The following is a 22,184-nucleotide window of genomic DNA, read 5'->3' as shown; positions in this document are numbered from 1 at the left end:
TTTACAGATATTGCCAATGAAACAGATTCAAGTTTGATAGTGAGCAATGCGACTTTAAGCGAGGACGGTTATCTTTACAGAGCGGTTGTTATGAATGATGGAGAATGTGCAATAAACAGCGATTCAGCGCTCTTAACCGTTTGCGATTTTTCAACAAATATAGATACTGTTTCGGCTTGTGATAGCTATGTTTGGACAGTTAACGGAGAAACCTACTCCCAATCAGGCACTTTTACGGAAGTTGTGGGCTGTGTAACCGAAGTTTTAGAACTGACTATCATAGAATCCTCTGCAGATACCACTGTAGTTACTGCCTGTGACAGCTATGTATGGAGTATTAACGGAGAAACTTATACAGAATCCGGTGAATTTACAGAAGAAATAAATTGCGTAACCCATGTTTTGCAACTTAGTATTTCAGAGTCAACTTTTGATACAGTAACTGTATCTAATTGTGGAAGTTTTATGTGGGAAGTTAACCAGCAAACATATACAGAATCCGGATTGTATACCGACACAATGAATTGTGATATTACCTTTTTGGATTTAACTATAGTGGAAATAGATACGTCTATAACCCTCACTTGGTTAACACTCATTAGTAACCAATCTGAGGCAACCTATCAGTGGCTGAACTGTGATGATAACTTTGCTCCGGTAAGTGGGGAAACTCAGCAATCATTCTTACCAATGGATAATGGAAATTATGCGGTTGAAATTACCAAAGATGGTTGTACAGAAGTATCAGAATGTATTCCATATATGCTAATCAGCACTAAGGATTTTGATATAAGTGAAAACCGCATTCTTATTTACCCAAATCCGGCAACGGCTAAGTTTTTTATTGATTTAAAGGAGATTCAATCTTCCGGAAAAATTAAAATATATAATAGTGTCGGGCAAGTAGTTTACCGTAAAAATATTACCGAACAAGCTCAGATGGAAGTTGATTTCAGTGGAAAATCAGGGGTGTTTTTTATTCAAATTGAATTGGCCGATGGGATTATTAGTCATCATAGGATAAAAATATTTTAATACCTTTTTTTAAAAGGCGCTATGGGGAAGTGAAAGAAAAACCAGTTCAGCTTTCATTACTGAACAACTAATCTTTTATGTAGCTTTTCACCGCCCATAATCAGTTGTAAAAAATAAACCCCTTTGGTGTACCCAATGTCAATTTCCTCTTTAACGACTTGATTTGCAAAAGTGAATAGGTTTTCGGAACGATAGACTTTCTGGCCTAAAGCATTGTAAACCTTTATTTGAAAATCTGTATTTTCTTCAAAATGAAGCTCAAGTATAAATTGACCTGTTGAGGGATTAGGATACAGATTTATAAACAAAGAGTCGTGCAGCACTTCTTCTATATCATAAATTATCATTGAATCAGGTATTTCAGGAATTGCACCTTCATTTATGCATTCTACATAATTTGGAAAGCTGTTTCTTAAATCCTCAACCACCGGCTTTACTTTTGCATCAAAATCAAAACAACCCCCTAAGTCTTCCTGATAGTGAGTGGTATATAACATCTTAATCTCCAGTGAGGCATTTTGAGGTAATGAAAATGGTCCGGTACTGGCAAAGCCTTTACGATCGCCCGGAGTAATATTCTCAGAGCACTCACTCCATTCTTGCGGGTTTGCCGGATTACCTGAAAACATATATTTTGTGGGTACGGTGCCGCCTATCCCGGGTGCACCTTCAGTAATAGGGGAACCATCAGTCCATAGGCCTAATAGAAAATTATAAAAATGTTCTTTTGTTGATGGTTGGGCATGTGGTGGGCTAAAAGATGAAGTATATAACCTAAAACTTGACATTGAGTGATTTAAAAAAGTGGCTGTTTGTACGGGAGGGTGCTGACCATAGCCCGGTGTTGAACAATCCGGATCTGTTTCTGTTGCGGAGTAACCATAAAAGGTATGTGTTGGAATATTTGAACCCATATAATCCGTATTAAAACACCCTATTTCAAAGTCAATAAAATTGCCAAAATAAAAGTCTTCATAATCCCGACCTGAGCGGTTGATAACTTTAAACTCTGTAATAATTGAATTGTATAATTCCGGGTCATCTGCATCGGAAAAAGCATAAGCTGAAACCTGTATGTCTGCTCCAACTTTATCTCCCGCTGACCAATTATTGTAATATAGGTACTCGTCATGCAAATAATCATTCACTACAAACCAATGCATTTGACAACCTTTAATTGCCGGATATTCGCCTAAGTGAGGCTCATAAATTCCATTGCCATTTAAATCTACAAAAGGAGCCGCTTCATTATCTACCAATAAAGGGTTTCCATTATTTCCAATTGCGTGTATATTTCCCTTACCCGGCCATTCAAAAATGAATGGATTCGGATTGTCAATTTGGCCATTTTGAAGAAAATCATTGATGTGATTGACTACATCTGTATGGCGAACCTGCCAAACTTTATCCCATAGATTAGATTCAGCGGGACTTAATATATTATTTTCGCTTCTTTGTCCGGGCCAGTATTGTCCGTTAATATTGTATACTTTTTGCGAAACATGCAGACTGTCTGTATTGGCATCTACACCGCCCATCCAAAAATTAGAAGTAAAAATTGTTGATGTTATGCTATCAGAGGGTGTAAAATAACCACCATCATAAATCGGAGAAAAAAGCAAACCATCGGTACATAAGCTTGCTTTTACATTTCCGGCATCTAAAAACATACAATTCGGTTTTCCGATATTCTCTTCTTCGCTTATTGGTTCCGGACAAGTTTGCATCCCATCCATAGACATTACAAAAAGTCCCTGAGGGCCACTAGAGTTGTTTTGACGAAAAGCAGAAATATAATACCTGCCATCATCGGTAATCTTTAAATCGTGTCTAAAAAATCTACTTTGAGCATCACCTAAAGGACCGGAAAGTGAATCATTTGGTAATGTAAGCTCATCAATCAACTGTCCATTTGCATCAAATTTCTGTAGTCCTAATCTAAATTGATTACCATGACCTGTTGAGGTTAGTCCGACAAATTGACCATTTTCAATAGCCTGTACATTTTGATAGGATGCACCCGGTCCTATTGTGAAGACAGTATCTCCGTCTAAATCAATTTTCAATAATCTGCCTAAACTTTGCAGTAAAATATGATTATCGCTTGTTTTATGAATAGAGCTAAGAAAATTAGCATTTTCATTATAATCAACTGACCACAGTGTATCTCCGTTATTATTTAATTTTAATAAATGCAAACTACCGCTTAATGTGGATTGGCGATCATAAGCAGACACTAGATAGCTTCCATCATCCAGTCCAACAATTCCAGTAAAGACAAAATCTTCATAATCATTTATAAAGACAAGATTCCCATCGCTTGTTAAGCGAATCAGACGGGTATGAGTAGCAAAACAAGAGTCCGGAAGTAAAGTGATGTCACAAATAGAAAATGCCCCTAAAATATCTCCATTGTCCAACTCTTTTACAAAAAGCTCTCCCCCTATATAGTTTTGGTTATCAAAATAAATAAACTCCCATTCATTAGAGGTAGAAATTCCCTGTTGATTATATTTCCGGAGAATAAGATTTTTATATTCAACGGTATCGCCGTTCTGTGCAACAAAATCTATCCCATTTAATTTTGTGGTTGCTGAGAAAAATGCACCATCTTCAGCAACAGATATGTTATTTCCTGTTACATTTGTTGTGTTGTTAGATATATATTTTTTAAAAACCAGATTCCCATATTCGTCAAAACTGTACAAATACCTGTTTTGATAACCATTCGAAAATGCGGAGCCCAATTCATAAACATAAAACCCGTTTGAATGCGGGAAAATCTTACTATATTTAAATGAATTAGTAAATCCGGAGATTATTGGGTAGAAATTCTGCCAACAGTTTTGAGAACATAAAGAGGTATTTGATAGTAGTATCAGTACAAATACCATTAAAAATTTGGTAAAAAGCTTAGTATAAAATAATCCCTTTCTCATTACTGAAAATTTTTCCTTTAATAAAAGCGAACAAGCCTTATAGAAACTTCTTATATTTTTTAACCTTATCTATCAGGCAACTGGCCTTAAATCCGGGATAAATGGTCTATTTTGGCAAGCTATAATCCCTATAATTAATTGAATAAATATACAAATTAAATTTTAACTTGTATGTAAAAAGTTTTTCTCTGCATAAAAATAGTTGATATTTCAGCTTTCTGCTTCTTCTGTTGATACAGTATTATATTACCGTTAAATAAATTATTCATCAGATGACTGCTCAACAACTTTACTTGTGCGACACAAAAGTTGGATATGAAAATATGGCCAAATTTTATTACTTTTGATTTATATACATATAAGAAACCCGCAAGCTTCCTTATATCAATTAGCAAACTTTATCTTATTTAACCGGATAAAATAAGGAGTAGGCCGGGTGGGAAGTGCTTGCGCAAGGCCCAAGAGCCCAAATTTCAAGAAGCCCAAGTCCCAAGGGAGAAGAATGGAAAATGGATAATGGAAAATGTGTGGGGGTATCTGACATCGGCTTTTAATCTGAATTATAAAATGATTATATTTGAATACTTAATTAAAACACAACTCATATGAAAAGTATAGTAGCCGTCTATTTAATGATAAGCCTTTTTTTTATGTGTAATGCGCAACAAATTACCTTCAGCAAAGCCATTGATGTTGGTGGTTTAGAAATTGGATGGAATGTATTTGCAACTGAAGATGGGTATTATATTTGTGGAAATACCTCTTTAGATACACCAGAATATCATATATTAACTGCTATTACCAAAACGAATCTTGAAGGAGAAGTTGAATGGGTAAATACGCATGGAAATCCGGATGTAAATTTATATCCCGGAAACAGTTCCTGGGAAATGAATGAACAGAATGAGTTTATTGTAGGTGGTAGTATTCAGTATAAAGACGGAAGTGCTAGTCAGGTATTTCTATCAAAATTTGATGCCTTAGGTGATACTGTTTTTATAAATACCATTGGAATACCGGGTTTTTGGACTATTGGTCAGGATGTTATAAAAACACATGATGGCGGATATGCTGCAATCGGAAGAACTAAGTCAGGGGGAGACAATGTTTTTCTGGTAAAAGTTGATAGTCTTGGTAACTTCATGTGGCAAAATATTTATGGAACAAATTTTACTTACAATGCCGGTGGATCTATTCAATTAGGCTCAAATGGCAATCTTTATTTAGGGTGTACTTATAATGAAGAAAAAGGTTGGCTGATAAAAATAGATTCTTTAGGGAATATCTTGTGGGACAAAATATTTGAAGATGAAAATTATTCTACAAGTTCTCTTTATAATATAATTGTCTTGGAAAATAATGATATTGTATTTAGTCAAATTGTTCGTCCGGGAAATACTGTTTTTGCCGGCCTTACCAGATTAAGAAGATTAACATCTGAAGGTGATTCTGTCTGGACAAAAATGCTTCCCTTTGACGAATATGAGGAACATGATGTGCGAAGTATAAGGGAACTGTCAAATGGGGATATCGTTATAGCCGGCACCTATAAAAACATGGATATGAGCCCGCAAATTTTAGGGGGTTGGATTGCCCGTATGGATGCAAACGGAAATATTCTCTGGACGAGGCGCTACAAATATGAAGAAAGCCCGCTGTATCCAATACATGCCTATTTTTATGATGTAAAGCCAACACCGGATAATGGATTTATCCTCACCGGTCATACTGTCTATAATGATCAGGACATCTGGTTAGTAAAACTTGACAGCATGGGTTGTCTGGAGCCGGGTTGCCATATAGATACATCAGATACAGTAGGGGTTATAGACATCTCACCGCAATATTTGCAGTCCAAAGTCTATCCGAATCCGTTTAGCGGGCAGGCTGTGATAGAAGTCGCATTAGACGGTCGTCCGGCTCATGATGCCATTTGCCGTATATATGACATACAGGGAAAAGTTGTTAAAGAACTAAAAACCAAGGCAGACAATCAGGAGACTTTAACGTATAGATTGGACAAACCCATGCTACAAGCGGGTATTTATTTTTACAAAGTAGTCAGTAAGCATGAGGTTATTGCCCGGGGGAAGTTGGTTAAGGAGTAGACAGGGTGGGAAGTGCTTGCGCAATGCCCAAGAGACCAAATTTCAAGAAGCCCAAGTCCCAAGAATTCAAAAATTCAAAGGCAGCAGTTTTATTAGCCCGCTCATAAAAAGGAAAACCTAAAAAACTTCCGTCATTATGAGCGCGACTACCGTAAATATTGGATTTTGTACATGCTCCTAAGTCGCGTGTAATAATCTCCTGAATAGAAAGAGTTAGAAATGGTTAATGGATAATTGAAAATTGATAATGTGGGGGGAGCTAACTACGGTTGTCATTTTGAATATAGAGAAAAGTCTCCCAATTAATCCGGAGATGCTTCCTGTCGTCAGCATGACAGTTAGGGTGAAGGGTTTGCTTATTTAATAAAAGGGTTAGAATGTATTTTTAATTTAAAAATTATGATGGAAAATGTTGTGAGAGCTCTCTCCGGTTGGCATCGCCGCAGCCTGAGCAACTTGTATTGAGCGGAGTCGAAACAAGTTAAAATTATAGTATCAAAAAGTATCTGTGGATAGCATCACTAAAGTGCAGGCATGTAAAACCTCTATTTGGTTTTCTGTAGCAGTCTTTTCTAATAAACGATTTTCTGCACCGGGATTAAAAATGATTCTTTTTGGCTTTAACTTTAAAATATCATCAAAATAAGCTTGCTGATTTTTGGCAGATAAATACATGCTTATCGTATGTATCTCCCTGTCAAAGGGTATTTTATCGTTAATTTCATGCTGATGAACATTCCCTTTTTTAGCTCCGACGGCCACTACCTCAATGCCGGCATTTAACAACCTTTCAATTGCCAGATAGCTATATCTGGAAGGGTTTTCTGAGGCTCCAAGTACAAGTGTCGTCTTTTTTTCTTCCAAAAGCTTTGGGGTTTATGGCATGTGAAACAAAAATATTAACATTCACCGAACAGCTTAAGACTATGTAAAGTTCGAATATACACAGAAATTCTTTTTTCGTCCTCGAAGTCTTTAATTGTTTCTAAATTTGTGGAGTACCACTACCAAAACCTTATGTTTGAAAAGCTTAAAAAAGGGGATAAAAAAACATTTGTCAAAAAAGTAAAGCCGGAAGATGTGGCTGCTTTTGAGTCAGGAAGAGTACATGATGTGTATGCCACTTTTGCACTTGCAAGAGATGCAGAATGGTGTTGCCGCTTATTTGTAATAGATTGCAAAAAGGAAGATGAGGAAGGTATAGGTACTAAATTGAATATTGAGCATTCGGCACCGGCATTTATAGGAGAAAGTGTTTCATTCACTGCCGAAGTTGATACCATAAAAGGGAATGAACTCATTTGTACATTTGAAGCTTATGTAGGAAAGCGTTTGATTGCAAAAGGTGTGCAGGGACAAAAAATTTTAAAAAAGCAAAAAATTAATCAACATTTTGAGCACTTGAAGGCGCAATAAACAATAAAATGGCTAATCAAAATATTAATATCAGGAATAAAAGGGCCGGCTTTGATTATGAACTGGTCGAAAAAATAACGGCAGGAATTATACTCACCGGCACTGAAATAAAGTCTGTAAGAGAGGGAAAGGCAACGATAAATGAAGCCTACTGCTATTTTGATAATAACGGAAACTTATGGATTAAGAACATGCATATTTCTGAATACAAGTTCGGGAACATACATAATCACGACCCCATCAGAGAGCGAAAACTTCTTTTAAAAAAGAAAGAATTGTCAAAATTTCATGATAAAGTAAAGGAAAAAGGCCTCACGGTTGTACCGGTGAAATTATTTCTTTCAGAAAGGGGGTGGGCAAAGCTTGTGGTGGCTTTAGCAAAAGGAAAAAAAGTACATGACAAGCGAAGTACTATAAAGGAAAGAGACATTAAAAAAGAAATGGATCGCGAAATGAAGCGATATTAAAATTGCTTTCCTTTTAGTAATGGAACAAAGCGAAAAGTATCAAATTCTTCTTTATCAAAATCCTCGGTATCTATTTTTGTAATTCTCAGCATTCGCTGAACATTTTCATTTTCATCTACCGGAATAACCATCATCCCGCCAATATCCAGCTGATCTAATAAGGGTTGAGGTATTTCAGGAGCTGCTGCAGTCACTAAAATTTTCTTAAAAGGGCTAAAAGCCGGCAGTCCGGCATATCCGTCTCCAAAAAATAGTTTTATATTGGAATATCCGATCTTGGGTAAAAGTTCGCGGGTATGTTCAAATAACTTTCTCTGCCTCTCAATAGTGTATACACGGGCATTCATTTCTGCTAATATACAGGCCTGATAACCGGAGCCGGTTCCTATTTCAAGTACTTTTTCATTGGGCTTAATCTGCAATAGCTGAGTTTGATATGCTACCGTAAAGGGTTGTGAAATCGTTTGTCCTTCTCCAATCGGAAATGCCTTATCCTCATAAGCACTTTCCATAAAGGCATTGTCAAAGAAATAATGTCTTGGCAAATTATTCATAGCTTCCAGCAGAGTCTCGTCGGTAATTCCTTTTTCTCTCAATTCTTTCAGCAGCCGTTTCCTCAATCCTTTATGTCTGTAACTGTCCGTATAAGCGCGCATTTCAAAAGTTTAGTGGCGTAAAGATAAGTTAACCTTTACTTAATTCAGTACCTAATTCGCTGAAAAAAAATTTAAAAAAGTAAAGAGGGTTTGCTCAAAATCAGGTTTACAAAGCATTTCGCATTTCAAATTTTAACCAAATGTAAAGCTGCATCTGCCGGGAAAAAGGCAGAAATAAATTTTAAATAAAACAGATTTGTGAGGAATAAAAAGAATATTCTAACTTTGCCCGCATAAAAATATATGATATGACAAAGATAAAGTTTGGTACAGACGGATGGCGGGCAATTATAGCAAAAGAATACACCATTGATAACCTGGCAAGAGTTGCTGAGGCAACTGCCGACTGGGTTTTGAAAAATAATAAAAAGAAGGAAATCGTACTGGGCTATGATTGCCGTTTTGGCGGAGTGATGTTTGCTGAGGCCTGTGCAAAAGTTTATTGCAGCAAGGGTATCAAAGTAAAAATGTCTGACGGCTTTGTTTCTACTCCCATGATTTCACTGGCAGCTAAAAAACTAAATACAGGATTGGGTATCATCATTACTGCCAGCCACAATCCTCCTTTGTATAACGGATATAAAATCAAATCTCCATTTGGCGGACCGGCTTTGCAGTCTGAAATTGACGAGGTAGAAGCACTGATACCCGAAAAAGCGGAAGTTCCTGATTTAAACCTTGAAGATTGTAAAAAGGACGGCCTCTTTGAATATGTTGATTTGGAGAAAATGTATATAGATGAATTAGTAGGAAATTTTGATTTTGAAATGATTAAAAAATCCGGATTAACGATTGCTTATGATGCTATGTATGGTTCAGGCCAAAATGTAATTCCGGCAGTATTACCGGATTCTGTTTTGCTAAACTGTGTGCATAATCCCTTATTTAACGGAGTTGCTCCCGAACCCTTAGCAAAAAACTTAACAGAACTTTCTGAGACAATTAAGCGCTCCGGAGATATAGATTTAGGCTTAGCTGTGGATGGAGATGCTGACAGAATTGCTTTGTTTGACAATCAGGGAAAATACGTTGATTCGCACCATGTAATTTTACTGTTGATTCATTATCTGGTAAAATACAAAAAGATGACCGGCAAAGTTGTTATTGCATTTTCTGTCAGTAATAAAGTAAAAAAACTTTGTGAGCACTACGGACTTGAGTATGAAGTGACAAAAATTGGATTTAAGCATATCTGCGAAATTATGATGAAGGAAGACACCTTAGTAGGTGGCGAAGAGTCCGGAGGAATAGCCGTAAAAGGACATATACCGGAAAGAGACGGCATCTGGGATGGAATAGTTTTATTGGAATTTATGGCTAAAACAGGGAAAACCCTGATTGACTTAATTGATGAAGTGTATAGCATTGTAGGTCCTTTCTCATATGAACGAAATGACTTAAGGCTTAAAGATTCCGAGAAACAATCAATCATTGATTTTTGCAAAAATGATAAGTATCAGGCTTTTGGAGAGTACAAAGTAGAGAAAATTGAAAAAACCGATGGCTTTAAGTTTTATCTCGGAAACGATCGCACAATTATGATTAGACCTTCCGGAACGGAGCCGGTCCTGAGAGTTTATGCAGAAGGTAAAGATGCAGAGGAAGTTCAGAAAATGCTAAAAGCGGTAAAAGCAACTATTTTAGATTAATGTTAATACGGGTATTCATACTTATTTTTACGTTAATTTCTCATGAGTTTTTTTCTTTTAAAACGCATGCCTACACTCCCGGTAATATAGAATTTGATGTTGAAATAGACTTCGCTGAAGAAGTCCCTGAATATTCCTTTTTGGAACGAGCCACAGAGTTGAACAGGGGCAGGCTTTGGGGTGTGAGTGGAGGACTTGTAGGTACCTGGGGCATTACACTTATCGGATTGAATGAATTGTGGTATAAGGACTATGAAAGAACTTCCTTTCAATTCTTTGATGATAGTCGTGAGTGGCTTCAAATGGACAAGGTAGGCCATGTTTATAATTCATATTATATGAGCAGGTTCGGTACAGGATTGTATCGCTGGACCGGATTAGAGGAGAAAAAAGCGATTTGGATTGGGGGACTGACAGGTACATTTTTGTTATCGGCAGTTGAGATTTTGGACGGATTTTCAGCTGAATGGGGTTTTTCTATTAGCGATTTTGGTGCTAATATGCTGGGCTCCGGAATTGTTATAGCTCAAGAGTTGGCCTGGCAGGAGCAAAGAATAAGCATCAAATTATCTGCTTTTCCTCAAAACTATCCGGATAAACTGACTGAGCGGGCAGAATATTTGTATGGCACGGGTTTACACGAAATGGTTTTAAAAGATTACAATGCCATTACAGGCTGGCTGTCTGTAAATCCGGCATCTTTTTTAAACGAAAAACCGGACTGGCTGCCTGCCTGGTTAAATATGGCTGTCGGGTATGGTGCAGGGGGCATGTACGGAGGTTTTGAAAATGTTTGGTGCGGACTGAATAACTCAGCAGATATTTCTGATTGCCCTCCGGAAATGATCATGGATTACAGTCATATCCCCCGGGTTCGAAAGTATTATTTATCGCCCGATATAGATTTCAGCAGAATAGAAACGAATTCAAAAGTATTGGATGTTTTGCTGGAAGTGCTTAATATCGTAAAACTACCGGCCCCGGCTTTGGAATATAACTCACAAGACAAGCTTCGCTGGCATTGGCTCTTTTTTTAAAAAAAAGTAAAGGCTATCCATTGGGAAATAAATCCAACAATGTAACCGCTTGCCAATTGAACAAGGGTGTGTTTGTTTAAAAAATATCTGGCAGTAGCGACAACAGCCCCCAAGAAAATTATCACAAAAATTAAAGCATTCAGATTATAAACGGAGAGCGGGTATACAAGTATTATCAATGCTAATAGATTTCCCATAGCAGCTGAATGGGCGCTGATTTTAAAAAATAAATTAAAGAAAAAGGTAGCAAAAACAGAGATTGTAGCTCCAAGCATTAGCTGAGAGGCTACAAAGTTGATGGGTAAACTTTTTATGGACATATAACACCAAAAATAAAACAGGCAAGCAGCTATATAGGGTAGTATTCTTTCCTCCCGGCTGTCTAATTCCGTGGAACTGACAAAACCAATTTGTTTCATTATCAGTATGGCGATAAATGGAAAAATGAAAGTATTTATCATTACTATCATAATCAATCTTGCCTGAAGTCCACCGGTATCATCTGAAAACAAAAAGGGGTTTATTGCAAACAACAACAACAATGCATATGTAGGCAAAAAGAAAGGATGAAAAACGATGCTTACAGCATTTGCTAAGTAGCGCATAAATACAATTTTATTTAAAGTTACAGACTTTTTCTCAAGCGAGCTACCGGAATATGCAGCTGCTCTCTGTATTTTGCTACGGTTCTACGCGCAATATTATACCCTTTTTCTTTCAACAATTCCATTAAGTTTTGATCTGAAAGGGGTTTTTTCTTGTTTTCCGCTTCAATCAGGTCGCTGAGGATTTTTTTCACTTCCCGGGTAGAAACTTCCTCTCCGTCATCAGTTTGTAATGATTCAGAAAAGAAGTATTTCAATTGAAAAATTCCAAATTCTGTTTGCACATATTTACTGTTTGCTACCCTTGAAACAGTAGAAATATCCATTTTGGTAATGTCAGCTATGTTTTTCAAAATCATGGGCTTTAATTTGGTTTCATCCCCGCTGATAAAGAATTCATATTGAAACTGCATAATTGCACGCATAGTAATTTCTAAAGTGTTTTTTCTTTGATTGATAGCATCTATAAACCACTTGGCTGAATCTATTTTTTGCTTTATAAACTGCACGGTATCTTTTTCAGACTTATTGCTTTTTTTCTTTACACTAAAATTCTCAAGCATTTCGCGGTAGCTTTTGTTAATCCTAAGCTCAGGCGAATTTCTTTGATTCAGTTGGAGAATAAGCTCCCCTGCCTGATTTGTAATTATAAAGTCCGGGGTTATGTATTGCTGGCTTTTCCCGGCGCTGTTAAAGGCACTTCCCGGCTTGGGATTTAGCTTGAGGATAATTTCTAAAGCATTTCTAAGCTCAGACTCAGAGATACTCATGCTTTTTTGAATTTTTTCGTAATGTTTTTTGGTAAAAGAATCAAAGTGATCTTCTATAATTCTTAGGGCAACCTCAAACTCACTGTCCTCTCTGTCAATTTTTTCAAGTTGTATTTGCAAACACTCCTGTAAATTTGTAGCGCCTACACCCGGAGGGTCCATTTGTTGAATTTTATCCAGCACTAAGCGAATTTCATTTTCTTCAACCATAACATTTTGAGAAAAAGCCAAATCGTCAGAAATCGCATCAATCTCTCTTCGTAAATAGCCGTCATCGTCTATGCTTCCAATAAGTTGTCTGGCAATTTTTTCTTCCTGCTCATTTAGGTTTAACATGCCAACCTGACTTTCCAAATGTTCATGAAAGGATTGAGAAACAGTAACGGGCATAGTTTTGTCCTCTTCATCATTGGTATAGTTGTAGTCGCGGGTTTTATAATCCGGGATATCGTCATCGATATAGTCTGAAAAATCAAACTCTTCTTTTTCATCGGTATTATTTTCTTCCTTATCACGACTCAGCTCATCAAAAGTGCTATCCTCCTCGTCATCATACTCATTTCCTTCATCAAGAGCAGGGTTTGTTTCAAGTTCCTCTTTTATACGTTGTTCAAGATGTATAGTAGGTATTTGTAACAGCTTCATCAACTGAATTTGCTGCGGGGATAATTTCTGTTGTAGCTTCTGTTGTAATTTTTGATTTAACATCTCTTTTCAATTATATTCTAACATTCCTCAATTAAGCAAAATTATAATTATTTTTGCAAACTTGAATCTAAGTAGACTTTTCATATTTAATTAATTTTAAAAAATTTTTTGTGGCACACGATTATATTAAAAGCTTAAAGGCAAAGATAGGAGAAGAAGTTGAGTTAAAAGGTTGGGTTTCAAACAAAAGAAGCAGCAAAGGCCTTGAATTTATAATTTTAAGAGACGGAAGTGGATTTGTGCAGGCGGTTGTCTCTGCTGAGGAGGTTACTGCAGAAGTTTTTGAAAATGCCAATAAGCTTACGTTGGAAAGTGCCGTATCCTTAAAGGGAAAGGTGGTAGCAGATGAACGCCAGGAAGGTGGTGTTGAATTACAGGTAAATCATTTGGAAATTTATCATATAGGGGAAGAATACCCGATTGCTAAGAAAGAGCATGGTATTGATTTTCTAATGGATAAAAGGCATTTGTGGTTGAGGTCAAGAAGGCAATGGGCAATTATGCGCATCCGGAACACCATTATACAGTCTGTACACGGTTTTTTTCAACAAAACGGATTCATTCAGATGGATGCGCCTTTATTTACCGGGAATGCCTGTGAAGGAACAAGTACATTGTTTGAAACCGATTTTTACGGAGATACGGCATACCTTTCTCAATCCGGTCAGCTGTATGGTGAAGCCATGGCGCTTGCACAAGGTAAAATTTATACTTTTGGTCCTACTTTCAGAGCCGAAAAATCGAAAACCAGACGTCATTTGTCAGAATTTTGGATGATAGAGCCCGAAATGGCATTTTATGATTTGAACATGAACATGGATTTGATTGAATCTTTTGTGAGACACGTGGTAACGGAAGTTCTTTCAAAATCAGAAGCTGAACTGGCTTTGATAGAAAGGGATACAGAAAGCCTGAAAAACGTAAAAAAAGAATTTCCCAGAATACCCTATGACGATGCCGTTAAAATTCTTCGTGGTGAGATGAAGGTTAAAGGATTAACTTCAATTGAAACGCTGGAAACGGATTTGAAAAACATCAATGAACAGATAGTGGCAATTAAAGCCGAGATTGCTGAGAGAGAAGAAAAAATAAAACAAGCCGGTATTAAAAAAGGTGAGCGCAACTTCAATTTAAACAAAATTGGAAAGCTGAAAGCAGAAGCAAAAGATTTGCAGGAGCGCTCACAAAACATTCCGCACTGGATTGAATCGGCACGTAATTTTCAGCATGGCAATGATTTCGGAGGCTCAGATGAAACGGTTTTAACCAGATTATTTGATGCGCCGGTGATGGTTTACAACTGGCCTAAAGCAATTAAAGCTTTTTACATGAAACAGGACGAAAACAATCCTGACCTGGTGAAAGGGGTTGACTTATTAGCTCCCGAAGGTTTCGGAGAAATCATTGGTGGTGGCGAAAGGGAAACGGATAAGGATTATCTCATTGAACAAATTCACAAGCATAAGCTGCCTTTAGAAGCATTTGAATGGTATCTGGATTTAAGACGTTACGGGTCGGTTCCTCATGCAGGTTTTGGTATGGGTCTTGAACGCTTTGTTGCCTGGATATGTGGATTGCATCACGTAAGAGAAACAATTCCATTTCCGAGAATGTATGGCAGACTGTTGCCTTAATTTTCAAACTTAGGATAAGCTCTTTTGCCTATTTTTTTCTCTAATTGAGTCAGGCAAGCATTAAATTGTTTTGGTAAGGGAGCATTGACACTAAAGTGCTCTCCGGTTTCCGGATGCAAAAATTCTATAGTATGAGCATGGAGTAAAAAACCATTTCCACTAATCGGTTTTTCTTCTTCGAACTTGCCTAAATTAAATTTTTTGTCATAATGCGAAAGAAAAACGGGCTTCCCGCCGTAGAGTTCATCACCTGCCAATGGATGTCCGTCATGAGCTGCGTGTATTCTAATTTGATGCCGTCTTCCTGTCAATGGTTTGCAAGCGCATAGAGTAAAATGTTGCCCAAAGGAGAATAAAGGAATAATTTCAGTATGTGCAAACTTCCCTTCTTTATCAATAAGTGTTTTCGTAGAGGTTTCTCTTAATGAAAGCTCAATTATTTTTGGTCTTTCCGGATATACTCCGGTAAGTAGAGCTTGATAGACCTTATTTACTTTGTGATTACTGAACTGGCTGTAAACTTTTTTGAAAATTTCTTTGTCTTTGGCAAAAACTAAACAGCCGGTCGTTTCTTTATCAATTCTATGGCAAAGGAATAAGTCACTTTTTTTCAGTTTCTGAAGAATGCCCAGCAAATGTGTTTCAGCGCTGTTTCCTCCGGCGACAGAAATGCCGGCCGGTTTGTTGAGAATTATGAGTGAATCATCTTCAAACAGTATTCGTTCTTTAATATCTTTCAGTGAAATCATACTGCGAAATTAAGTTTATTCTCTTAAAATTGTAGCAAATGTATGATTGCAAAAAAGATAAAAATTCATATACTTCCAAAAAATAAATAAAAATGAGCCAATTGCCAAAAGCAAGTTTAAAGCTTTTTCCCTGTACTATCGGAGGAGAAATTAATTATTCCATACCGGAGGGGGTTAAAATGGAAATCCTGGAATGCCGGAATTTTATTGTAGAAAATGAACGCACGGCACGTAGATTTCTAAAAGCACTTGACCGGAATTTTCCTTTGGAAGAAACCCAAATGAGTTTGTTAAATAAGCATAGCCGTGAACAAGAAATTCCATTGATGTTAAAAGCGCTTGAGCAGGGAAATGATGTGGGGATTTTATCTGAATCCGGTTGTCCTGCTGTTGGTGATCCGGGGGCTTTGGTGGTGGCAATGGCACATAAAAAAGGTTATCAGGTTAAGCCTTTTACAGGGCCCTCATCGTTTTTATTGGCTTTAATGGCTTCCGGTCTGAATGGTCAGCAATTTGCCTTTCACGGGTATCTGCCGGTTCAGGAAAATGAGAAAATAAAAAGCCTGAAATATTTGGAAAATGAATCAAAAGCTAAAAATCAAACGCAGTTGTTTATGGAAACGCCTTACAGGAACATTAAATTTTTAGCTTTCATTTTAAAAACATTAAACCCTTCAACTTTTTTATGTGTTGCCTCTAACTTGAGTTGTGAAGATGAGTATGTTAGAACTATGACAGTTCAAGACTGGAGAAAAACAGAATTGCCGGATATTCACAAAAAGCCAACTGTTTTTTTACTACAATCGTAAATCGAAAAAGCTAAAATGAAAAGAAAAAAATGTTGCTTATTTTGGAGTGGAGGAAAAGATAGTGCGCTTGCACTTGAATATTTGTTAAGGGATGAAAGTATTGAAGTTCAGTGTCTGGCGACAACTATAAATAGCGAAACGAACAGAGTCAGCATGCATGGAGTCAGGCTTGAGTTGATTGAAAAGCAGGCAGAACTCTGCGGAATAAAACTGGAAAAAATGATTTTGCCGGGTGAAGTCGATAATGCTATTTATGAGCAGGTTTTTTCAGACTTTTCAGAAAGTCTTTTGACTAAGGGTATTGAAGTAGTAGCATTTGGGGATATATTTTTACAGGATCTCAGAGATTATCGGGAAAAATTGTTTGAAGGTAGCGGTATGGAGATTTATTTCCCGCTTTGGAATAAACCAACCGGCGAACTATTAAAAGAATTTATAGACAAGCGTTTTGATGCTTTAGTCATCTGCACAAATAGCCAATTATTAGGAAAAGAATTTTTAGGTCAACATCTGAATGAAACTTTCAGGCAGCGTATACCTGAAAACGTGGATCCCTGCGGAGAAAATGGAGAATATCACAGTCTGGTTTTAAATGCGCCTTATTTTTCAAATGCGCTTGAGATTAAAAAAGGCAGAGCCGTTTTAAAAAAGTATAAAAACGACCCTGCCTATGCATTTTATTTCTTAGAGGTTAAACCTGCTTACTGAACGATGATTTTTTCCTGAAGAGTTTTACCGTCTTTCAACTGTATATGTAAAAAATATACTGAAGCCGGCCAGTCACGGGTTTGAATTTCAAGACTATTGCCTCCTGAAATTTCAGTATTTGAATATACATATTGCCCTTTCATGTTAATCAAATGGACAGAAGTAACATCATTTTCAATCCAGGAAATATTTAATTGATTTTGTACCGGATTAGGGTAAACATTTATGTTTGATGAAATAACTTCCTGCACGGAGATAGTGAAATAATTAAATTCATCAGAAACCAGAACACATCCGTCACTTGTAGTTATCACAACCTGATAAAGTCCAAATGCTTCTGCATCATAATCATCCTGATTTGCTCCGCTAATTGGCTCACCATCAAAATACCATTGTACGTCTGCGCCATCCGGATTATTCACGCTAAGAGTATTGCTGTTTTGGCTAATTTCCGGCTGTGGAGGCAAATTATGTATGTTGATAGTAGCCGAGGCATTATCTGTACAACCTTCTGCTGAAGTGCCGACAACTTCAAAGCCGGTAGATTGGTTTATAACAGCCTGCACTTCATTTCCGCTATCAGGAAAAACATCAGTGGTTGGTGTCCATGAATATGTAGCAGCGCCACCGGAACTTAAAACTACCGTATCGCCCGGGCAAACTACCGTTTGAGATGGTGTCAGGTTTACTTTTGGAGAAATATTTATCGTTATATCCTGCAAGCTTTCCATTCCTTCAACAGGAGGTTGGCTGCTATTTACACGAACTCTGTAAGAAGTTCCCGGAGGAATGCTTTCGGGAATTACACCCACGATAACGCCATCCGTTGTGCCTGTTTGCGTACCTAACACAAGAGGATTTGTAAAATCACCATTTGCATCTGAAAGTTCTGCCGTAAAGGTATTTCCCGGGTCTATATCGCCGGTTACTGTATAACTCACGGTAATCGTGTCTCCGGTACAATATGTTAAATTATCTGATTCTGCTTCAATAACTACAGGTGGAGCAGCCGGTACACCTGTAACCCTAACTTCATCTATACTGTGATAATGTGAAGGAGCCGGATCGCCCGCAGCGCCATCATTGAAACGAAAACCGATTCTCAGTTGCTGATGTCCGTCAAAAACTGCCAGCTGATGAGTTTCCTGTGTCCAGTTTGCCGGTGAGCCGGTTAAATCAGCGGCGACCAACCATGTTCCTCCACCGTCAGTACTATATATAAGAGAAAGTCCGTTAAGGCCACCGGTACGGTAAAAAGAAACAGTTACATCCTGATAGTTTTCAGTATTTATAGAAACCAAATTTCTGGCATCAATTGAATTTCCTCCAAGTCCGAGAAAGTAATTTGCATTGTTTATTCCGGAAGGAGCTGCTAAACTTGTATTAGCCGGATGTAAATAGTTTGTGTTTGGATTTTGAATGGTGGCAGGTTGAGAAGGAACATTGGGTATGTTTATAATTCCACTTATCTGTCCACCCTGATAAACACTGTTAATGACCCAAACATTACTGTTTGGAGTGCTTCCGGTAAGGTTCCAATTCGATGGATTATCAAACCCATCGTAAAATAAAGTGTCTGTTGATTGTGCCTGCAGGCATGTTAATGAAAAAACACTTAAAAATAAGATTGAAAAAGCTTTTCTAAGCATGGTATTTTGATTTTTAAAATTAATACCCAAATATAAACAAGAATACATAATTTAAAAGCTTAAGATTAAAATATTCTAACAGTTGCACTTTTACATTTAATTTTAGACGGTATACATAAAAAAAGATGTAAAATACTGATAAAGTTGTGTTAACTTATTATATTTATGTGTTTTTTACCTATAAATGAGTCTCTTATGATGGAGTTTAAAAATGTATTTTTTTCATTTTTGTTTGCCTCTATAGCATTGGTGATATTTAGTTTGCCATTAAATGGGCAGGTAATGATAAATGAATTTTCTTGTTCAAACTTTGACCAATACCAGGATAATTACGGCAGATATGAAGATTGGATAGAAATTTACAATGCATCTGCTACCCCTTATGATATAAGTGGGTATCATTTAAGTGACCGTATTAATAATCCAACAAAGTGGGAATTCCCACAGGGAGTTGTCGTTCCTGCAAATGGTCATTTAAGAGTTTGGGCTTCCCGAAAAGATGAATTTGCTGCCGGGCAGGTACATACAAACTTTAAGTTATCTCAGCGAAAGGCAAATCCGGAATTTATTGTTTTTGCAGACCCGTCAGGTAATATTCTTGAAAGCTATAATCTTCATAATCATATTACATTAACAAATCACTCCTACGGGCGAACTACAGATGGAGCTTCTACCTGGAGCGTATTTACCAACCCTACTTTTGGTTCTTCAAATAATAGTTCCGTAGCTTATGACCGCTATACAGAAATTCCGGAATTTGATGTGCAGGGTGGGTTTTACAATGGGCCGGTTACCGTAAACATAACTACTAATGAAACGAATGCAGTTATTCGTTATACAACAAACGGTACTGAACCGACACCAACCTCAGATATTTATAATGGTCCATTAACGATAAACTCTACAACTGTTGTTAAAGCACGTGTTTTTCATAATGACAATCAGATTTTACCGGGATTATATGAATTCAACACTTACTTTATTGATGTAAGCCATAGCGTTCCGGTAGTTTCAGTTTCAGGTACCGGGTTGTTGACTTTGTTTGGAGGCACTCAGATAAGACCACATGGAAGTGTTGAATACTTTGAAGATATGGAGTTCAAAACAAAGGTAACCGGTGAATTTAATAAGCATGGAAATGACAGCTGGTCTTATGGACAAAGAGGGGTGGATTTCATTTCAAGGGATGATTTCGGTTATGGAAATGCATTACATCACAAGATCTTTGCCGGAAAATCGAGAACAGAATTTCAGCGGGTTATGTGGAAGGCCGGAGCCAATGATAATTATCCCTTTGAATCGGGAGGGGCTCACATAAGGGATGCTTTTGTGCAAACTCTTTCACAAAGGGGAAACTTACACTTAGATGAACGAACTTATGAGCCTGCAATTTTATACGTTAACGGTCAGTATTGGGGAGTATATGAAACACGTGAAAAAATAGATGATAAAGACTTTACGGAGTATTACTACGGACAAAGAATGGAAGATGTTTATTACCTCAAAACCTGGGGAGGAACCTGGGCAAATTACGGTGGACAGGCAGCTTTTGACGACTGGAATTTAGTAAGAAACTTTGCTTTAAATAATGATTTATCAGTAGAGGCAAACTATAATTTTGTCAGGGCAAGAATAGATTTAAAAAGTTTTGCCGACCATAAAATCATCAACACCTATATAGTTGCAATGGACTGGTTAAACTGGAATACAAAATGGTGGAGAGGAACGAATCCATCGGGTGAGCAACTACGGTGGAGGTATACTTTATGGGATATGGATGCTGTTTTTGGGCATTACATAAATTATACCGGCATACCCAACACAAGCCCTACAGCTGACCCTTGTTTTGCTGAAGCATTACCAAATCCAGGCGGACAAGGACACTCCCTTATTTTGAATAAGCTTTTGGATGAAAGCGATGTTTTCAGACAGTATTATCTATCTCGATATGCAGATTTGATGAACACTATTTTTTCTTGTGATTATATGATTGACTTGCTGGATGAATTATTAGATAGAATAGAGCCGGAAATGCAAGGTCAATTTGATCGCTGGGGTGGAAACTATAATGGCTGGCAAAATAATGTAAACTCATTAAAGAGTTTTATACTGGCACGCTGTGATTATATGGCTCAGGGAATGGAAGATTGTTATGATATGGTTGGTCCATACGATGTTGTAGTAGACATTGAGCCTGCCGGAGCCGGGATTGTTAAATTTAATACATTAACATTGTTTCAGTTTCCTTATATGGCTTCCTATTTTGGAAATCTTGATAATTTGCTGGAAGCTTTACCTGCCGGGAACTATACTTTTGATTACTGGGAATTAAATAATAATATAGTTTTACCAAATGATACTACCGCAAATATTGTTTTAAACTTTACCGAGGGAGACACAATAATTGCACATTTTAAAGAAATCGTTCCTCCGGTTGATCCGGACCCAATCCCGGACCCCGATCCTGACCCGGACCCAATTCCTGATCCTGACCCGGACCCAATTCCGGACCCTGAACCAGACCCGGAGCCAATACCTGAAGTTCCTTTGGAAGTGCCATATACGAATATGACAGCCTTTCCAACAGTAACAAGTGATGTTTTAACTATTGCCTATCAGTTACCGGAGAATATGGAAGTTCAGATGAAGTTGTTTAATATTACCGGCCAATTAATGGCGGATTTACTGCCGGATAATATGGTACATGAATGGGGTATATATGACCTGGAATTCAATTTCCGTTCTTATGGATTAGCACCGGGTATGTATTTTATTTACTTCAAAACACCTGACTTCAGAAAAGTAACCAAAATTATTTATATGGATTAAATATCCATCTATATAATTAGATAAAGAAAACATAATACTCACGCTCATTTTGAGAGCGTGGGTGTTATATTTTTTTGTACAATAAGCTTGGGCAAAAAGTCAGACATAGTATCGGGGTTTTCAATACAAATAACATTTCACCTAAATCGCATATAATGTATTTAGATGAAATTTAAAATTTTTAGTACGCAATAAGATAACAAATCAAGGAAGGATTCCCCTGCGATATTTTTTGTAGACTTTTTTCCAAAAAAGTTAGAACGTTTTTAGTCACTAAGAGTGGCCAAGAGGTGTCTTTCAACTGTAGACTTCACAGGGAGAAAATGTACTGTTTTTAAATAAACAAGGGTTACAAAAGTATTTTTAATGCCTTACGATTTTTATACTTCAAGCATACCCTCACGTATCTTATATTG

Annotated in this window: 18 protein-coding genes; 10 read left to right on the top strand and 8 right to left on the bottom strand. The window is 37.2% G+C overall.

The genetic code is table 11. The annotated features are described in order from the left end of the window. Positions 1 to 1,035: T9SS C-terminal target domain-containing protein (locus EA412_10745; GenBank protein ID TVR77625.1), on the top strand; the 1,035-nt coding region annotated here is incomplete at its 5' end. A 56-nt stretch (positions 1,036 to 1,091) separates the two neighbouring features. Here the strand turns inward: EA412_10745 and EA412_10740 are convergent. After that, complete coding sequence (locus EA412_10740; protein ID TVR77624.1) at positions 1,092 to 3,974, bottom strand: T9SS C-terminal target domain-containing protein; 2,883 nt, start codon at positions 3,972 to 3,974, stop codon at positions 1,092 to 1,094. A gap of 155 nt (positions 3,975 to 4,129) precedes the next feature. Further along, positions 4,130 to 4,369 carry a hypothetical protein gene (locus EA412_10735; protein ID TVR77623.1) on the bottom strand — a complete coding sequence of 80 codons (240 nt, stop codon included), beginning with the start codon at positions 4,367 to 4,369 and terminating at the stop codon, positions 4,130 to 4,132. A 210-nt stretch (positions 4,370 to 4,579) separates the two neighbouring features. On the opposite strand from EA412_10735, the gene EA412_10730 reads away from it, so the two are divergent. Further along, the gene (locus EA412_10730) at positions 4,580 to 6,082 is read left to right on the top strand and encodes a T9SS C-terminal target domain-containing protein (protein TVR77622.1); all 1,503 of its coding nucleotides are present in this window, start codon (positions 4,580 to 4,582) and stop codon (positions 6,080 to 6,082) included. A 495-nt stretch (positions 6,083 to 6,577) separates the two neighbouring features. Here EA412_10730 and EA412_10725 read toward each other — a convergent pair whose 3' ends face one another. Next, positions 6,578 to 6,946 (bottom strand): CoA-binding protein, encoded by a 369-nt coding sequence (locus EA412_10725; protein ID TVR77621.1) that lies wholly within the window; start codon positions 6,944 to 6,946, stop codon positions 6,578 to 6,580. A 153-nt stretch (positions 6,947 to 7,099) separates the two neighbouring features. Here EA412_10725 and EA412_10720 point away from each other — a divergent pair, with 153 nt between their 5' ends. After that, entirely contained in the window at positions 7,100 to 7,498 is a 399-nt protein-coding gene (locus EA412_10720) for a hypothetical protein (protein TVR77620.1), read from the top strand. An 8-nt stretch (positions 7,499 to 7,506) separates the two neighbouring features. Beyond that, positions 7,507 to 7,965 carry an SsrA-binding protein SmpB gene (smpB, locus tag EA412_10715; protein ID TVR77619.1) on the top strand — a complete coding sequence of 153 codons (459 nt, stop codon included), beginning with the start codon at positions 7,507 to 7,509 and terminating at the stop codon, positions 7,963 to 7,965. On the opposite strand, the gene EA412_10710 is transcribed toward smpB, so the two are convergent. Next, entirely contained in the window at positions 7,962 to 8,621 is a 660-nt protein-coding gene (locus tag EA412_10710; GenBank protein TVR77618.1) for a protein-L-isoaspartate(D-aspartate) O-methyltransferase, read from the bottom strand. The two genes, smpB and EA412_10710, sit on opposite strands and share 4 nt — an antisense overlap. A 248-nt stretch (positions 8,622 to 8,869) precedes the next feature. Between EA412_10710 and EA412_10705 the strand changes: the two genes are divergently transcribed. Both EA412_10705 and EA412_10700 read left to right on the top strand, forming a co-directional pair. Continuing rightward, the gene (locus tag EA412_10705) at positions 8,870 to 10,270 is read left to right on the top strand and encodes a phosphoglucomutase/phosphomannomutase family protein (GenBank protein TVR77617.1); all 1,401 of its coding nucleotides are present in this window, start codon (positions 8,870 to 8,872) and stop codon (positions 10,268 to 10,270) included. Continuing rightward, positions 10,270 to 11,307 carry a DUF2279 domain-containing protein gene (locus EA412_10700; GenBank protein ID TVR77616.1) on the top strand — a complete coding sequence of 346 codons (1,038 nt, stop codon included), beginning with the start codon at positions 10,270 to 10,272 and terminating at the stop codon, positions 11,305 to 11,307. Before EA412_10705 ends, EA412_10700 begins: the two co-directional genes overlap by 1 nt. Here EA412_10700 and EA412_10695 read toward each other — a convergent pair. Both EA412_10695 and rpoN read right to left on the bottom strand, forming a co-directional pair. Further along, a complete protein-coding gene (locus tag EA412_10695; GenBank protein ID TVR77615.1) occupies positions 11,304 to 11,912 on the bottom strand; it encodes a hypothetical protein in 609 nt (202 codons plus the stop codon). The genes EA412_10700 and EA412_10695 overlap by 4 nt on opposite strands. A gap of 20 nt (positions 11,913 to 11,932) precedes the next feature. Continuing rightward, positions 11,933 to 13,390 carry an RNA polymerase sigma-54 factor gene (rpoN, locus tag EA412_10690; protein TVR77614.1) on the bottom strand — a complete coding sequence of 486 codons (1,458 nt, stop codon included), beginning with the start codon at positions 13,388 to 13,390 and terminating at the stop codon, positions 11,933 to 11,935. Positions 13,391 to 13,500: 110 nt separating this feature from the next. Between rpoN and EA412_10685 the strand changes: the two genes are divergently transcribed. After that, a complete protein-coding gene (locus EA412_10685) occupies positions 13,501 to 15,024 on the top strand; it encodes an asparagine--tRNA ligase (GenBank protein ID TVR77613.1) in 1,524 nt (507 codons plus the stop codon). Here the strand turns inward: EA412_10685 and EA412_10680 are convergent. Continuing rightward, complete coding sequence (locus tag EA412_10680) at positions 15,021 to 15,773, bottom strand: RluA family pseudouridine synthase (protein TVR77612.1); 753 nt, start codon at positions 15,771 to 15,773, stop codon at positions 15,021 to 15,023. The genes EA412_10685 and EA412_10680 overlap by 4 nt on opposite strands. A 92-nt stretch (positions 15,774 to 15,865) precedes the next feature. On the opposite strand from EA412_10680, the gene EA412_10675 reads away from it, so the two are divergent. Next, positions 15,866 to 16,582 (top strand): SAM-dependent methyltransferase, encoded by a 717-nt coding sequence (locus EA412_10675; GenBank protein TVR77611.1) that lies wholly within the window; start codon positions 15,866 to 15,868, stop codon positions 16,580 to 16,582. Between the two features lie 15 nt (positions 16,583 to 16,597). Beyond that, positions 16,598 to 17,290 carry a diphthine--ammonia ligase gene (locus tag EA412_10670; GenBank protein ID TVR77610.1) on the top strand — a complete coding sequence of 231 codons (693 nt, stop codon included), beginning with the start codon at positions 16,598 to 16,600 and terminating at the stop codon, positions 17,288 to 17,290. On the opposite strand, the gene EA412_10665 is transcribed toward EA412_10670, so the two are convergent. Continuing rightward, positions 17,284 to 18,987 (bottom strand): T9SS C-terminal target domain-containing protein, encoded by a 1,704-nt coding sequence (locus EA412_10665; GenBank protein ID TVR77609.1) that lies wholly within the window; start codon positions 18,985 to 18,987, stop codon positions 17,284 to 17,286. The genes EA412_10670 and EA412_10665 overlap by 7 nt on opposite strands. Before the next feature lie 117 nt (positions 18,988 to 19,104). On the opposite strand from EA412_10665, the gene EA412_10660 reads away from it, so the two are divergent. Beyond that, the gene (locus EA412_10660; GenBank protein TVR77608.1) at positions 19,105 to 21,768 is read left to right on the top strand and encodes a hypothetical protein; all 2,664 of its coding nucleotides are present in this window, start codon (positions 19,105 to 19,107) and stop codon (positions 21,766 to 21,768) included. The last annotated feature ends 416 nt before the right edge of the window (positions 21,769 to 22,184 follow it).

This window comes from Chitinophagaceae bacterium (genome assembly GCA_007695095.1).
Classification (GTDB): domain Bacteria; phylum Bacteroidota; class Bacteroidia; order Chitinophagales; family REEL01; genus REEL01.
The sequence above is the reverse complement of the archived record's forward strand: the minus strand, read 5'-3'. Positions and strand labels throughout refer to the sequence as shown.

Coding starts and splice junctions, on each gene's coding strand:
- EA412_10700 (TVR77616.1), top strand. CDS start 10,270: ATGTTAATACGGGTATTCATACTTATTTTTACGTTAATTTCTCATGAG.
- rpoN (TVR77614.1), bottom strand. CDS start 13,390: ATGTTAAATCAAAAATTACAACAGAAGCTACAACAGAAATTATCCCCG.
- EA412_10740 (TVR77624.1), bottom strand. CDS start 3,974: ATGAGAAAGGGATTATTTTATACTAAGCTTTTTACCAAATTTTTAATG.
- EA412_10720 (TVR77620.1), top strand. CDS start 7,100: ATGTTTGAAAAGCTTAAAAAAGGGGATAAAAAAACATTTGTCAAAAAA.
- EA412_10670 (TVR77610.1), top strand. CDS start 16,598: ATGAAAAGAAAAAAATGTTGCTTATTTTGGAGTGGAGGAAAAGATAGT.
- EA412_10705 (TVR77617.1), top strand. CDS start 8,870: ATGACAAAGATAAAGTTTGGTACAGACGGATGGCGGGCAATTATAGCA.
- EA412_10710 (TVR77618.1), bottom strand. CDS start 8,621: ATGCGCGCTTATACGGACAGTTACAGACATAAAGGATTGAGGAAACGG.
- EA412_10695 (TVR77615.1), bottom strand. CDS start 11,912: ATGCGCTACTTAGCAAATGCTGTAAGCATCGTTTTTCATCCTTTCTTT.
- EA412_10660 (TVR77608.1), top strand. CDS start 19,105: ATGTGTTTTTTACCTATAAATGAGTCTCTTATGATGGAGTTTAAAAAT.
- EA412_10675 (TVR77611.1), top strand. CDS start 15,866: ATGAGCCAATTGCCAAAAGCAAGTTTAAAGCTTTTTCCCTGTACTATC.
- EA412_10730 (TVR77622.1), top strand. CDS start 4,580: ATGAAAAGTATAGTAGCCGTCTATTTAATGATAAGCCTTTTTTTTATG.
- EA412_10665 (TVR77609.1), bottom strand. CDS start 18,987: ATGTATTCTTGTTTATATTTGGGTATTAATTTTAAAAATCAAAATACC.
- smpB (TVR77619.1), top strand. CDS start 7,507: ATGGCTAATCAAAATATTAATATCAGGAATAAAAGGGCCGGCTTTGAT.
- EA412_10680 (TVR77612.1), bottom strand. CDS start 15,773: ATGATTTCACTGAAAGATATTAAAGAACGAATACTGTTTGAAGATGAT.